This is a genomic window from Arthrobacter sp. TMT4-20, from assembly GCF_054510775.1.
The window spans coordinates 118,478-131,819 of record NZ_JBTNDW010000001.1; the positions used below are offsets into that span (position 1 = coordinate 118,478).

The 13,342-nt window shown below is 66.3% G+C and carries 14 protein-coding genes; 6 read left to right on the forward strand and 8 right to left on the reverse strand.

The window, feature by feature from the left end:
• Nucleotides 1-69 precede the first annotated feature (69 nt).
• Complete coding sequence (locus ACX80Z_RS00520) at nt 70-987, forward strand: alpha/beta fold hydrolase (protein WP_459314569.1); 918 nt, start codon at nt 70-72, stop codon at nt 985-987.
• Nucleotides 988-1,024: 37 nt separating this feature from the next.
• On the opposite strand, the gene ACX80Z_RS00525 is transcribed toward ACX80Z_RS00520, so the two are convergent.
• From ACX80Z_RS00525 to ACX80Z_RS00555, 7 genes are all read right to left on the reverse strand, one after another.
• On the reverse strand, nt 1,025-1,969 hold the full coding sequence (locus ACX80Z_RS00525) for a DUF368 domain-containing protein (protein ID WP_237742098.1): 945 nt from the start codon (nt 1,967-1,969) through the stop codon (nt 1,025-1,027).
• Between the two features lie 42 nt (nt 1,970-2,011).
• Complete coding sequence (locus tag ACX80Z_RS00530) at nt 2,012-3,160, reverse strand: cysteine desulfurase family protein (protein WP_459314571.1); 1,149 nt, start codon at nt 3,158-3,160, stop codon at nt 2,012-2,014.
• Nucleotides 3,157-4,074 carry a carboxylating nicotinate-nucleotide diphosphorylase gene (nadC, locus tag ACX80Z_RS00535; RefSeq protein WP_459314572.1) on the reverse strand — a complete coding sequence of 306 codons (918 nt, stop codon included), beginning with the start codon at nt 4,072-4,074 and terminating at the stop codon, nt 3,157-3,159. The genes ACX80Z_RS00530 and nadC overlap by 4 nt, the downstream gene beginning before the upstream one ends.
• Nucleotides 4,071-5,633, reverse strand: a complete 1,563-nt coding sequence (gene nadB / locus ACX80Z_RS00540; RefSeq protein ID WP_459314573.1) for an L-aspartate oxidase — start codon at nt 5,631-5,633, stop codon at nt 4,071-4,073. The genes nadC and nadB overlap by 4 nt, the downstream gene beginning before the upstream one ends.
• Complete coding sequence (nadA, locus tag ACX80Z_RS00545) at nt 5,630-6,928, reverse strand: quinolinate synthase NadA (protein WP_459314574.1); 1,299 nt, start codon at nt 6,926-6,928, stop codon at nt 5,630-5,632. Before nadA ends, nadB begins: the two co-directional genes overlap by 4 nt.
• Before the next feature lie 17 nt (nt 6,929-6,945).
• On the reverse strand, nt 6,946-7,719 hold the full coding sequence (locus ACX80Z_RS00550) for an NUDIX hydrolase (protein WP_024476211.1): 774 nt from the start codon (nt 7,717-7,719) through the stop codon (nt 6,946-6,948).
• A 238-nt stretch (nt 7,720-7,957) separates the two neighbouring features.
• Complete coding sequence (locus tag ACX80Z_RS00555; protein ID WP_116778622.1) at nt 7,958-8,449, reverse strand: Lrp/AsnC family transcriptional regulator; 492 nt, start codon at nt 8,447-8,449, stop codon at nt 7,958-7,960.
• Nucleotides 8,450-8,745: 296 nt separating this feature from the next.
• Between ACX80Z_RS00555 and ACX80Z_RS00560 the strand changes: the two genes are divergently transcribed.
• From ACX80Z_RS00560 to ACX80Z_RS00580, 5 genes are all read left to right on the forward strand, one after another.
• On the forward strand, nt 8,746-9,777 hold the full coding sequence (locus ACX80Z_RS00560; protein ID WP_459314575.1) for a thiamine pyrophosphate-dependent enzyme: 1,032 nt from the start codon (nt 8,746-8,748) through the stop codon (nt 9,775-9,777).
• The gene (locus ACX80Z_RS00565) at nt 9,770-10,807 is read left to right on the forward strand and encodes an alpha-ketoacid dehydrogenase subunit beta (RefSeq protein WP_459314576.1); all 1,038 of its coding nucleotides are present in this window, start codon (nt 9,770-9,772) and stop codon (nt 10,805-10,807) included. Before ACX80Z_RS00560 ends, ACX80Z_RS00565 begins: the two co-directional genes overlap by 8 nt.
• Nucleotides 10,800-11,129 (forward strand): biotin/lipoyl-containing protein, encoded by a 330-nt coding sequence (locus ACX80Z_RS00570; protein WP_019481228.1) that lies wholly within the window; start codon nt 10,800-10,802, stop codon nt 11,127-11,129. Before ACX80Z_RS00565 ends, ACX80Z_RS00570 begins: the two co-directional genes overlap by 8 nt.
• A 25-nt stretch (nt 11,130-11,154) precedes the next feature.
• Nucleotides 11,155-11,955: an alpha/beta fold hydrolase gene (locus ACX80Z_RS00575; protein WP_459314577.1), complete on the forward strand. Its 801-nt coding sequence runs from the start codon at nt 11,155-11,157 to the stop codon at nt 11,953-11,955.
• Between the two features lie 128 nt (nt 11,956-12,083).
• On the forward strand, nt 12,084-13,052 hold the full coding sequence (locus ACX80Z_RS00580) for a serine/threonine-protein kinase (protein ID WP_459314579.1): 969 nt from the start codon (nt 12,084-12,086) through the stop codon (nt 13,050-13,052).
• A gap of 115 nt (nt 13,053-13,167) precedes the next feature.
• Here ACX80Z_RS00580 and ACX80Z_RS00585 read toward each other — a convergent pair whose 3' ends face one another.
• Nucleotides 13,168-13,323: a hypothetical protein gene (locus tag ACX80Z_RS00585; RefSeq protein ID WP_019481225.1), complete on the reverse strand. Its 156-nt coding sequence runs from the start codon at nt 13,321-13,323 to the stop codon at nt 13,168-13,170.
• Nucleotides 13,324-13,342 lie beyond the last annotated feature (19 nt).

Sequence of the window (13,342 nt, forward strand, 5' to 3'; positions counted from 1 at the left end):
ATCTGAGTCTAATCAGTGAAGCACCCCACCATGAGGCATCCACACCGGCCGCCGTGGAGAATTACTGTTATGACCCCTGATCTGTCCGATGCGACTGTTTCCACCGATGCACGTGTCTCCACGATGCGGTATCCCACAGCACTGGGGCCCGTCCAGGTCAGGATCTCGAGGACCGCCGGGGTAGCAGCGCCGCCCTGGGTCCTGCTGCACGGCGCCGCGGGGTCCTGGAAGACCTTCAGGGAGTTGCAGGCAGCACACAACTTTCCCACCGGCGTCGACACCGTGGTGATCGACCTCCCCGGGTGGGGCGACTCCCCCGGCGTCGGGACTTTCACGATCGAGTCGCAGGCCGCGGCCGTCGTCGAGGTCCTGACCCTTGCGGGCTACCGCCAATGGCGACTTTTCGGTCATTCGATGGGCGCTGTTCCGGCACTGGAGATCGCGGCGCTGGAACCGGACCGGACCCTCGCGGTGATCGTCCTATCTCCCACCTCGGTGATCGCTTCCGGCGCGTTCCGTCGCCCCTGGCGGAACCTCCTGACGATGGGACCACTCCTCGGGATGAAGGCGATCATGCGGTTTCTGCAGCTCACCGGGGTGCTGGCGCCACGCGTGGTGGCGGTTGCCCGACGCACCGGATTGCTCAGATTGGTGTTACGGCCCTTCGTCGTCGACCCTGCCGCCCTGACCGGCCCGGTTGTCGACGCGCTCGCCGTCGATGCCCGTCCTGCCGCCTTCGCCGTCGCCGCCCGGGCGTTGAAGCACTACGACTTCTCCCACTGGGCCCTGGCCGGGGGGACCCACCTGGTGTTGCGGGGCGAGCGGGATGTCTTCACCCCTGCCGCGGAGATTCGGGAGCTGGCACGATTGCTGCCCGACGCCCGGGCCCACGTGCTGCCGGGAACGGGACACTTCGCGCAGGTGGAGGACCCGGAGGCCGTAGCAGAATTCCTGGTGCGGGAAACCGTGTCACCACCGAACGCGTAGGGCGCCTGGGCAGGAGGGTCCTGGCCGAGTAAGGGTCCTACAAGGAAGCTGCCACTGCGGTGCCGCGCCGCTCCCGCAGCCAGAGGAGCAGGACCACTGTTGCCCCGCCCAGGGCGGCAAGGAGTGGGCCGAGCCAGTCGCCGTCGGGCTGGAGCAGTGTTCCGTTGTCCTGCCAGGGCCAGAGTGCCCGCAGCGATCCCAGGATCAGGCCGGTCGCGACCAGCAGCACCGCACGCCGATGCACCCGCAGGAGATATGCGAGCAGCTGAACGATTGAGGCGAGTCCCAGGACCGCGCCGCTGGCGAAGAGGGCGAGGTAGCCGAAGTCCCGCTCGCTGACCGCCTCGAGGGTCGGTTCGTACATGCCGAAGGTCAACAGGATGAACGACCCGGACAGCCCCGGCAGGGCCAGCGCGCACACCGCAGCGGCACCGCTCAGGATCAGCACCCACCAGGCGGGGTCTTCGACCTGCATGGAAGGGATGCCGAGCAGCCAGAAAACTGCTGCAGCGACGAGTAGAACCACCACGGGGCCGAAGATCCGGGTGTTTCGAGTGATCGGGCCGGCTTCCCTGGCCATTGAGATGGGGACCAGCAGGCTGGCCGAGACCATGCCGAGGAAGAGCGCATTCGAGAGTACCGGCTGGCCCTCTACAAAGCCGTGCAGCGGGCCGGACAGAGCGAAAAGGGCGAAGAACATGCCGATGAGCAGCGGAATCACCAGGGACCATTCGACGTCGCCCAGGTGGTGGGCGAAGCCCTTTCCGCCACGTTTGAAGACGAGCCGGACCACACCACGGATCAGATGATTCGCCGAGGTGATCAGGCGATCAAAAATACCCAGCACCAGGGCGACAGTCCCACCGGAGACGCCAGGCACCAGCTCGACAATGCCGATCAGGGCCCCACGAACTGCGTGGGCGAAACTGGAACGGAGAGTGGGGGCTGCGGGCTTCACTGGGAGCGGCGGGGAGGACGTCACCTATTCAACAGTAGTATGCCGACGGCCAGGGCGGGGATTCCGTTAAGCAGGGCGGCCCAGTGCCCTGACCGAGGCGACCGCCGCGGTGACGGCACGGGAGGCCAGGGCCATGTCGCGTTCGGTGGTGGCTGCGGTCCACGAGAACCGGACCGCCGTCTGGGCTGTTGTACGGTCGATTCCGAGCGCCAGCAGGACAGCCGACGGCTCGTCGCTTCCCGCGGCGCACGCCGACCCGCTGGAGCAGACCACGCCGCGGCGCTCGAGCTCCAGCAACACCGATTCACCGCTGGTTCCCGGGAAGCAGAACGACGCGAGATTCGGGAGACGTTGCTCCCGGTCTCCGGTCAGTACGGCGCCGGGCACGGTGTCCAGGACGTGGTTGATGAGATAGTCCCGCTGGGCTTTTGCCGCGGGGACCGCGGTATCCCGCTCGTCCTGCGCGAGGGCGAGCGCCGTGGCGAGCCCCACCGCTCCGGCAACGTTCTCGGTTCCGGAACGCCGTCCACGTTCCTGGCCGCCACCATGGATGAGCGGTTCCACCGGGATCCGGCCTTTGAGGTAGAGCAGACCGGCCCCCTTGGGCGCGCCCAGTTTGTGCCCGGACAGCGTGAGCGCGTCAACCCCCAGCTCGGCGACGCTCAGTGGCAACCAGGCGCCCGCCTGCACTGCGTCGGTGTGGAAGGGCACCGATGCCGCCGCGCAGAGGCCAGCGAGTACCCGCAGTGGCTGGACCGTCCCGACCTCGTTGTTGGCGTACATGATCGAACACAGCGTGGTGCCCGGTGTCAGTGCCTTCTGGAGCGAGTCAGGCTCAACGAGACCGGTGGCCGACACCGGGACAACAGTGATCCGGAACCCATGAAACCGGTGCAGGTAGTCGAGGGTTTCCAGCACGGCGGGGTGCTCGACGGCGCTGGTCACCAGGTGGCGGTCGCGGGGGGCGGCAAGCGCAATGCCCTTCAGCGCCAGGTTGTTGGCTTCGGTGCCACCCGAGGTGAAGGTGAGTTCGGAGGGGCGGCACCCCAGCACTGTCGCGGCCTGTTGCCGTGCAGCTTTCAGGGCAGCCGCTGCCGTTTCCCCCAGCGCATGGTGGCTGGAGGGATTGCCGAAGTTGGTGCTCATCAGCGGCCACATCGCCTGCAGCACTTCCTGACGCGGCGGGGCAGTGGCCGCGGCATCCAGATAAATCACAGGGCGGCCTCCGTGGCGCTCCCGGCGGCGGCTGGCTGGGCGGAGGTCAGCTCAAGGTCCAACCCCAGATCGAGTGAGTGGACGCTGTGCGTCAGTGCGCCGGAGGAAATGATGTCCACCCCGGTGCGGGCAATGGCTGCGACGGTGTCCAGCCGCACGTTTCCGCTGGCTTCAACCAGGGCACGCCCAGCCACCAGCCGCACTCCCTCAGACAACTGGGCCAGGCTGAAATTGTCGAGCATGATCGTGTCCACCCCTGCCGCCAGCACCGGCTCGATCTGATCGATCCGGTCCACTTCGACCTCGAAGTGCACCGTGTGGGGAAGCCGGGCCTTCGCTGCGGCGAGCGCCGCGGTGAGCCCGGTGGTTCCCCCGCGGGTCAGGAGGGCCAGGTGGTTGTCTTTGGCCATCACCGCGTCCGAGAGGCTGAAGCGGTGATTGAACCCGCCCCCGCAGCGGACCGCGTAGCGTTCCAGCACCCGCAGGCCCGGGGTGGTTTTTCGGGTATCGACGATGCGGGCGGGCGTGCCATCCACTGCCCGCACGAACTGGGCGGTCAGGGTGGCGATCCCGCTGAGCCGCTGCGCCAGGTTCAGGGCAACCCGCTCGGCGGTGAGCAGGGATCGGGCGGGACCGGACAGGACGGCCAGCACAGTGCCGACGTCGAACGCGTCCCCATCCGTCACCGGAAACCGCACGGTGACGCGCTGGTCGGTTAGCCGCATCGCGGCCTCGATGACCTGCTGACCGCAAAAGATTCCCGCCTCGCGGGCAACTATCGCTGCGTCGGCTCTAGCCGACGCCGGGATCAGGGTCTCCGACGTGATGTCGCCCCAGGGCGCATCTTCGGCGAGCGCCGCAGCAACGATGCGGTCGACGTCGGCCTGTGCTGGCTGCCCGGTCGGCTGGCTCATGACCGTGCCCTTCGATAGGAGGTGAGCTGCGGGGCGCTTTCCGCCGGGCGGGGGCCCGGGAAATCCGTGCGGTAGTGGGCTCCGAGGGACTCCTCGCGCGCAGCGGCAGCGTGCACGAGCAGCCGTGCGGCGACCACCAGGTTGGCGGTTTCGCGTTCCGCGACGGTGTCCCCGGCGGTGGAGTATTGGTCGAGCTGTTTGGCGGCCACCTGCAGGCCGGCTGCACTGCGCGTCACTGCTGCGTGATCGGTCATCAAGCTCTGCAGGGTACGGCGTTCGCAGACCTCGGACCGGTCGGGTTCGGGGAACTCGAGCCCGATGGCCGGGAACGTGGGCCAGCCGCCGTCGTCGGCCGCTGTTTGCGTGGCGAGGGCGTCGACTGCCCGCCCGGCATAAACGAGACCTTCCAGCAGGGAATTGGACGCCAACCGGTTGGCGCCGTGGACGCCGGTGCAGGCGGTCTCGCCGACGGCGTAGAGGCCGGGTAGGGAGGTCCTCCCCCACAGGTCGGTCTGGATTCCCCCCATCCAGTAGTGGGCTGCGGGGACGACCGGCAACGGCTCAGCAGACCAGTCAAAACCGTGGGCAGTGGTTTGCCGGTGCAGGGAGGGGAACCGGGCGGCAAGGAAGCCAGCTCCGCCGAGCCCGGTGGCGTCGAGGTATACCCGGTCCTCGCCTCGCTCCCGGAGGTGCAGGGCGGTGCTTCGGGAAACGACATCCCGTGGGGCCAGCTCCGCTGCCGGGTGGTAGGCGGTCATGAACCGTGCCCCGGACCCATCGAGCAGGATCGCGCCTTCCCCGCGGACAGCCTCTGAGATCAACAGGTTGCCGGGGACATCGAGGGCTGTGGGGTGGAACTGGAAGAACTCGAGATCCTTCACGACGGCGCCGGCGCGCCAGGCGGCAGCCAGCCCATCCCCGGTGGCGACCAGGGGATTCGTATTGTGCGTGAACAGCTGCCCGGCCCCACCCGTCGCAAGGATGACGGCGTCGGCGTCGACAGTGGTCAGTACCCCGGCACGCAGGATCAACGCACCGGTGACCGTGGGCGCTTCAGCCTCGTCGGTGCGCAGGTCGGCGAGGAACGCGTGTTCGAGCACCGCGATGCCGGGATCCTTCCGGACCGCGGCAATCAGCGCCTGCGCGACGGCGGCACCGGTCGCGTCGCCGCCGGCGTGAAGGATGCGCGACGCCGAGTGCGCGGCTTCCCGCCCCAGTGCCAGTTCTCCGCCGGCCGTGCGGTCAAAGGGCGCGCCCAGCGCCAGTAGCACCCCAATGTGGTCCGCAGCCGCAGCGCAGAGGACCTCGACCGCTTCGGGTACGCACCAGCCGTTGCCGGCCAGCTGTGTGTCTGTCACGTGGCTGGAGACCAGGTCATTGCCGCCCGGGAGTACCGCGGCGATGCCGCCCTGGGCATGCCAGGTGTTGCTGTCCGCCAGGTTCCCTTTGGTGAGCAGGGTGACCGCGGCGCGGGGTAGGGCTTGCCGGAGGCGAAGCGCCGAGTACAGGCCGGCGATGCCGCTGCCCACAACGAGCACGTGTGCCGGCGAGGTGTTCATGGCTGGACCGGTCGCGGCTGGACGGCGAGCATGCGCTCCAGCGCTACCCGGGATGGTGAGGCGACCGATTCAGCCACGGTAATCCGGTTCAGCACCGTGCCGGCCACCAGCGCTTCGAGGACCCACGCCAGGTATCCCGGGTGGATGCGGTACATGGTGGAGCAAGGGCAGATCACCGGGTCGAGGCAGAAAATGGTGTGTTCGGGGTGCTGGCTGGCAAGCCGGTTGACCATGTTGATTTCAGTGCCGACGGCGAAGGTGGTGCCAGGTGCGGCGGCTTCGATCGCTTTGCGGATGTAGTCGGTGGAGCCGGACTCATCGGCAGCATCAACCACCTCCATGGGGCATTCCGGGTGGACAATTACCCGGACACCCGGAAAGTCCGCCCGGGCCTTTTCGATCTGGTTCACGGAGAAGCGTTTGTGCACCGAGCAGAAACCGTGCCACAGGATCACCCGGGAGTCCTGCAACGTAGCCTCCTCGTTGCCTCCCAACGGCTTCCGCGGATTCCACAGCGGCATCTGCTCCACCGGTACCCCCATCGCCTTGGCCGTGTTCCGGCCGAGGTGCTGGTCGGGGAAAAACAGCACCCGCTGGCCCCGTTGAAAGGCCCACTCGAGGACGGCCGCGGCGTTCGAGGAGGTACACACGATTCCACCGTTGCGACCGCAGAAACCCTTCAGCGCGGCCGAGGAGTTCATATAGGTGACGGGGATAACGGGGACACGGCCGTCGTCGTCGGGCTCTGTTCCGAACAGCTCGGCAAGGTCTTCCCAGCAGTCGGTCACCGAATCGATGTCGGCCATGTCGGCCATTGAACAGCCCGCTGCGAGGTTGGGGAGGATGACCGCCTGGTCTGGCTGGGAGAGCATATCGGCGGTTTCGGCCATGAAGTGGACGCCGCAGAAGATGATGGCTTCCGCCTGGGTCTTCTCGGTGGCGGCGCGGGCGAGCTGGTAGGAATCGCCGATGAAGTCGGCGTATTTGACCACCTCGTCGCGCTGGTAGAAGTGGCCCAGGATGACCGCCCGGTCCCCGAGGGTCGCCTTGGCCGCGAGAATACGGACGTCGAGCTCCTCGTCGGTGGCGAGCCGGTACTCCTCGGGCAGCTCCCCCTGTCGCGGCGAGGAAAGCGGCGCCGGGTCGGCCATCGAGGCGCCGGGGCCGTAGGTGGGCTGGATTTCCCGGTCGATCGCCCAGGGGTCTTTGGCGAGGGCGGGCGAGCACGTGGTGACTCGCTGGGTCTGGGCCTGCTCGCGGGTCACAAGCTGGATCGCAGTGGTGACACTAGTCATGGGAAACTCCTGAAACTCTAGTCAGTCGAGGCGATGGTGGAGCTGGAAGCGCTGGTGGAGGTGGTCTCTGCTGGCGTGGCCTGGCCGGATGTGGCCTGGGTGCCGAGGGTCCCCGTGGACCCCGTATAGCGGTAGAGCCGGGGCGGCCGGTGTCGCACTCCCTGGAGGTAGTCATCGGTGGGGGTGATATCGGGGGTGGCCCGAAGCTGACGGCGGAAATTGGCGGGATCCAGGTGCCGATCCAGGACCGCCTCGTAGACTTCCCTGACCTGCGCCAGGGTGAAGGTCTCGCCAAGAAAGTGGTAGGCGATTGAGCCGTATTCCACCTTGCTGCGCAGCCGCCAGAGGGCGTAATCCACGATGGAATTGTGGTCGAAGGCCAGATCCTCGAGCTTGTCGGCGCGGAACCATTTCACATTCTCGGATTCCTGGGTCAGGGCAGCCTCGTCGGGTTGTACCAACGCCCAGTAGACGATAGAGACCAGGCGTTGAGTGGCGGCCCGGTCCAAACCGCCAAACGCGTAAAGCTGCTCCAGATAATTGGGGACCAACCCGGTAGTCTCCCGCAGGTTGCGCGACGCGGCATCCTGGAGCGACTCCACCTGGGCTAGCGGGCCACCCGGCAACGCCCACTTGCCGAGATGCGGCTGCCTGATCCGCCGGACCAGCGGCAACCACAGGGTGGGCCGGCCCGACGTCGCACTCGGCCGGAGCGCGAAGATCACCGTTGAAATCGCCAGCGCGGGTGGCTGCAACTGCCGCTCGGAGACGTTTGCTGCGTCTGCGTACATCGGATCCCCTTGCCTAGTGCTTCACCCATGAGTTAATGTCAGATTGACTCTAACTAATTTTAGCGGGAAATCCCCGGTTCTCCAACCCGCCCCCGCACGGAGCCGCCCCAACCCGGGATCGAGTCAACAGACATGACGGGTTACGGCCCGACAATCGGATATTTCTGGCGACTCGCTCTGGGGTGGGGGTGACTTAGGTGCGGGGCTGGTGGCGACTCGACCCGGGGGTGGGGGTGACTTAGGTGCGGGGCTTGGTGGGGGCGTGCTCGGCGGCGGCACGCATCAGCGGCAGGGTCCGACCCTCGAAGTGGGTGTTCAGCACGATCACGGTCGATGAGCGCACCACCGTCCGGGTAGCGATGATGGCGTCAATCACCCGCTGCAGGTCCGGGTTGGACCGGGCCGCCACCTTGGCGAGCAGATCGCTCTCGCCCGAAACGGTGTGCACTTCCTGGATCTCCGGGATCTTCGCCAGCGCGACGGCGACGGCGTCGTGCCCGGAGTCCTGGTGAATGGTCAGCGAACAGTAGGCCACCACCGGGTAGCCCAGGCTGCGCGGTTCAATCCTCGGCCCCCAGCCGGCGATCACCCCGTCGCGCTGCATGCGGTCGAGCCTCGCCTGGATGGTGGCGCGGGCAACCGAGAGGCGCCTCGACGCCTCAAGCACACTCATCCGCGGATCATCGGTGAAGAGCTCAGCGATTCGTGAATCGAGGGGATCGATGACCATGGATAACCTTTCGGGAGCAAAAGAGGCGCCGGTGTTGTATCTTGGCGAAATAGTGACTACTGTCACAGACGTTGGTCTATTCGACCAAGCGGCAGGGGTGGGTTCGACGGCGCACGTGCTCCTGTCGCTTTTTTTGTGCCGTCTTTTTCCCAGCCTATCGAACACTTTGTATATCAATTGCCAACATGTCTCAGCATTTCGAGACATACTGCGCAGCTCTCACCACACAGATTGCAGAGGCTGCATTTTGGACGTAGCGTCGCTCGAGCAGAGTGACTTCGATCATAAGGATGGCAATGAACTCCACGCCCACCCCTCCCGAGGAGGAACTGAAGAGGCTCTACCGGCTTTTGGTAACAGTGCGTCAGCTGGATATTGCGGCCGTCCGCTGGCAGCGGCAGGGCATCATCCCCGGCTACGCTCCCCTGCTGGGTCAGGAGGCGGCCCAGGTGGGCAGCGGCTTCGCCGTGGACACTGCGCTGGACTTCGTTTTCCCCACCTACCGGGAGATGGGCGTGGCCCGGGCCATGAACGTTGACATGGTGCAGTACATGGCCACCCACAAGGCCATCTGGCATGGCGGGCTTTACGATCCGGCTGCCACTCACCTTGCACCCATCCAGGCGGTAGTCGCCGGATCGGTTCTTCACGCCGTCGGGTGGGCCCACGGCCAGACCCTCGCCCGGCATGAGCGTCAGCCCGGTGCCGGCAGCGGCGTCGCTCTCACCTATTTCGGCGACGGAGCCAGCTCCCAGGGCGACGTCCATGAGGCAATGAACTTCGCTGCGGTGATGAAAGCCCCCGTGGTCTTCTTCGTGCAGAACAACGGGTGGGCGATCTCCGTCCCCACGGCCGCGCAGGTTGCCGGTGGCGCCGTGGCGGCCCGCGCCGCCGGTTATGGGATGCCGTCCCTCACCGTGGACGGCAACGACGTCGTCGCCGTCCTTGCGGCGACCCGGCAGGCGGTTGAGCATTGCCGCGCCGGGAACGGACCCATGCTGATCGAAGCCAACACGTACCGCCTGGGTCCACACTCCACGAGCGATGACCCGGGCCGTTACCGCTCCCTCGCCGACGAGCAGACAGCCCGCAGCCTCGATCCGGTGCAGCGTTGCGCGGACCTGTTGCGTACCGCCTACGGAACGGAGACCGATTACTTCGGCGCCGTCCTCGCCGAGGCCGAGGCCGAAACCGAACGGGTCAGGGAGGGTCTGGAGGCTCTCGAGCCGCGGCCCGGATCCGACATGTTCACCTACGTCTTCCAGGAGAGCACGCCCGCCCTGCAGCAGCAGGAGACAACATGGAGAGAGGAATCAGAGCATGTCTGAGCAGACGGCGGAGATCACGGCTCCGGTCACAGTCGATCCCGAGTCGCCCCTCGAGCACCTCTCCATGCAGCAGGCGCTGAATCGGGCGCTGGCAGAATCGCTGGACGAGAATCCCAAGACCGTCATCTTCGGGGAAGACGTGGGCCAGCTCGGCGGCGTGTTCCGGATTACCGACGGGCTGCAGCAGCGGTTCGGTGCGGACCGGGTATTCGACACCCCCCTGGCCGAATCGGGCATCCTGGGCATGTCGGTGGGGCTGGCGATGGCAGGTTTCCACCCCATCCCTGAAGTGCAGTTCGACGGGTTTGCCTACCCCGCCGTCAACCAGATTGTGTGCCAGATCGGCCGGATGAATTACCGGAGCCGGGGCACCCTCCCCATGCCGATCACCCTGCGGGTTCCCTCCTTCGGTGGGATCCGCGCGCCCGAACACCACGGCGAAAGCCTTGAGAGCCTCTTCGCCCACGTGCCCGGGCTGAAGGTGGTGTCGCCGTCGGACCCCCATCAGGCCTACCACCTGCTCAAGCATGCCGTGCGGCGCCCCGACCCGGTGATCTTCATGGAGCCCAAGGCCCGCTACTGGCAAAAGGGACAGGTCGACACCGCCGACGGCGGCACCCTCGAAGGCTCGCGCGTCGCCCGCAGCGGTCGGCACGTCACCCTGATCGCCTGGGGTGCGATGGTGTCACGCTGCCTTCAGGTAGCCGAGCTCGCGGCCGAAGACGGGATCGACGTCGAAGTCCTCGATCTGCGCTGGCTGAAGCCGATCGACGCTGCAGGCCTTGCAGCGTCAGTGCTGAAGACGAAGCGCGCCGTCGTCGTCCACGAAGCGCCGCGCACCAGCGGACTGGGCGCCGAAATCGCGGCATTGGTGACCGAGCAGTGCTTCAATGTTCTGAAGGCACCGGTGGAACGGGTGACAGGGTTTGATGTCCCGTATCCCTCCGGCGATCTGGAAGACGAGTACGTACCGAACATCGACCGGATCCTTTTCGGCATTCAACGAGTATTGGAGCATCGCCGTGGCTGAACTGTCCTTTCCGCTACCCGACCTGGGTGAGGGCCTGATCGAGGCTACAGTCCTGGAATGGCTGGTCGCCGTGGGTGACACTGTTGAACGCAATCAGCCGCTGGTTGAGGTGGAAACCACCAAGTCTGCCGTGGAGTTACCCTCACCGCAGGCGGGAACAGTGGTTAGAGTTCATGGTGAGCCGGGAGACGTAGTGAAAGTAGGGGACCCTCTGATTGTGTTTGAGGTCCCCGACAACACGGCCGGCATTGTTGGCACCGTGCCCGAGGAACGCGCGCCCAAGCGGCGGGTGCGCCTGAGCCTCGGGTCCGACGACGACTGACACGCCTAATCTGAGGGAGATCGATATGGGACGCCACCGGGACCACCTCGTGGAGGGCATTGACCCGCACCTGTCCGTTGAGGAACACAGCCCTGCGCAAAAGTCCGACGCACGCCCTGTGCTGTTGCTGCATGGATTTGCGTCGTCGTCGAAGTTGAACTGGCATGATTCGGGCTGGGTGAGGGCATTGACCGACGCCGGTCGACGGGTGATTACCGTCGATCTGCCGGGTCACGGGAGCAGCGCCTCCCCGGAGGAACGTGATGCGTACGCACCAAGCCGGATCCGGGCCGACCTGTTGCAGCTCCTGCTGGACTACCAGGTGACTCCCCTCGACGAGTCCAAGCCTTCCAGCGGCGTGGACATTATCGGATATTCGCTGGGATCGAGACTTGCCTGGGAGTTTGGCGCCACCCAGCCTGAACTGGTGCACCGGATGGTCCTCGGGGGGCCGGGCACCGCAGACCCCCTGGCTGATTTTGACCTTCCCGCCGCCCAACAGCACCTGACCGACGGCACCCCGATCGACGACGCCTCGACCGCCGGCCTGTTACGGATGGCCCGGCTGGTGCCATCCCACGACGTCTTCGCGCTGCTGACCATGGTGGAGGCGATCAAGGGCGAGCCGTTCAACGCTGCCGAGGCAGTGCCGCACATGCCGTTGCTGCTGGTCGCCGGCGACAAGGACGACCGGGCAACCACCATGCCCGAGCTGGCCGCGTTGAGTCCGCGCGCGGAGACTGTGTGGCTCCCGGGCCGAACCCACACCAATGCGGTGACGTCGAGGGCCTTCAAAACGGCTGCGATTGAGTTCCTCAACGGTTAGCTCACCGCGCTTTTCGCTGGCTCCGTGCGGCGCGTCACTACTCGCGCCAAAGTACGATAGCGTGGCATAGTCAGCGGACTTAGTAATACGAGCTGATCCCTGTCAATCTCTCGTACGGTGAGGACCCCGTGAACCAACTGCTAGCGCAGCGGTATCTAACCGCCGAGCTCCTCGGCACGGGCGGCGCGGCGGCTGTGTACCGCGCGATTGATCAGAACCTGGGCCGCGACGTCGCGGTCAAGGTGTTCAACCCCAGTACCTCCGACGACGACGACTACCGCCGGCAGCACACCGAAACACTACTGCTCGCCACGCTGAACCATCCGGGCCTTGTTACCCTCCACGATGCGGGGCTGCAGCAGGACGAGTCGGGCCGGACCACCAGTTTTCTGGTCATGGAACTCGTCGATGGGCTGGATCTGAGGAAACTCCTGAAGACCGAACGCCTCGAACCCCTAGCGGTGGCCCAGCTCGGTGCCGACCTGGCCGATGCGCTGGCCTACGTCCATTCCCAGGGCGTCATCCATCGGGACGTCAAGCCCGCAAACATCCTGCTGTACCGTTCCGACGAGCAGGACACCCGACTGTACTCGAAGCTGACCGACTTCGGCATTGCGCGGATGGTTGACGCCTCGGCGGCGACCGCCACCGGCGCCACCATCGGCACCGCCAACTATCTCAGCCCCGAGCAGGCGCACGGAACGGCTGTCGACTACAAATCCGACATTTACTCTCTCGGCCTGGTGCTGCTCGAATGCCTTACCGGCAAAAAGGCCTTCCCCGGCGCCGTCGTCGAAGCGGCCGTCGCCCGGCTCCTGCGCGATCCTGAGGTTCCCGCCGATCTGGGACCCTTCTGGGCCCCGCTGCTGACCAGCATGACGGCACGCGGCCCCCAGCAGCGCCCTGATGCCCACGAGGTTGCCCTGGCCTTGCGTGAGTACGCCGCGGCCGACGACGACCTCCTGGTGGCCAGGCCCGCCGGGCAGGCCCGCTCGGAGGAGTCCGCCGCTGAGTCGCCGGGGGCGATCACCGGCGGGATAACCACCGGCAACGTCTACATTCCGGCACCGCCGGCCCACGCACCCACCCTTGGCTAGCACCCCCACTCCCCCGCACACGAGCGCACCGGACCCAGGTACTGGCGCCGCGCATCGTGCCATGCGTCGCGGCCCGCTCAGCGGCGCTCAGTACCTGGAAAAGTGGTTCGGGGAGCTAGTTGTCTTCGTCCGAGGGTTCCTCGGGCTCAAAGCTCGAGGCCTCTTCAGTGACTCCTGCTCCTACCCCCTCCTCGGACTCCGGGATAGTGCCATCGGGGCCTTTCGACTTCTCGTCGGCGTTCGCATTTTCCGGCTCAGGCTGCTCAGTCATGGCGCTCCTTCTGGTTGCT